Consider the following 854-nt stretch of genomic DNA (forward strand, 5'->3'; position numbering starts at 1 on the left):
TCATACGTTCCCGCAGCAGGGAATAGACGTACGTATGTGTAGCCACGACGACTACGAGAAGATGGAAGCACTAATTGATGACAAAACACGCGCCCTATTTTGCGAGTCTATAGGCAATCCTGCTGGCAATGTTGTCGACATCAAGAAGCTGTCTGAAATTGCGCACCGCCATGGCATCCCTGTAATCGTCGACAACACGGTTGCAACACCTTACCTATGCCAACCATTTAAGCAGGGCGCCGATATTGTTGTGCACTCTCTGACTAAATACATCGGTGGGCATGGTATTGCCATTGGCGGTGTCATTGTCGATTCAGGAAAATTCGACTGGGCCGCAAACAAAGAACGTTTCCCACTATTCAATGAGCCTGATCCTTCATACCATGGCGTTGTGTATACCGAAGCACTAGGGCCCGCAGCGTTTATTGGTCGTTGTCGCGTTGTCCCTTTGCGAAATACCGGCTCCGCGATCTCTCCACATAACGCATTCCTCATTATGCAAGGCTTGGAAACCCTTGGCTTGCGCATGGAGCGCCATTGTCAGAACGCTGAAAAGGTAGCGGGGCATCTTGCGACACACCCTAAAATCACCTGGGTAAACTATGCAGCCTTGCCTGACAGCCCGTACTATGAGAATTGTCAAAACATCTGCGGAGGCAGGGCTTCGGGCATCCTCAGCTTTGGAATAAAAGGTGGCAAAGAGGCTGGAGCTCGTTTCATTGATGCGCTGCAGATGATCCTGAGGCTAGTCAACATTGGTGATGCGAAGTCACTCGCTTGTCATCCGGCTTCAACAACACACCGTCAACTAGATGCCGATGAGCTAAAAGCCGCTGGAGTGAGCGAAGACCTCG

General features: G+C 50.8%; 1 protein-coding gene. It reads left to right on the forward strand.

Going from position 1 to position 854, the window contains the following annotated elements; translation table 11 throughout:
- Nucleotides 1-854: O-acetylhomoserine aminocarboxypropyltransferase/cysteine synthase family protein (locus A3751_RS20765; RefSeq protein WP_068458757.1), on the forward strand; the 854-nt coding region annotated here is incomplete at both ends.

This window comes from Oleiphilus sp. HI0080 (assembly GCF_001635135.1).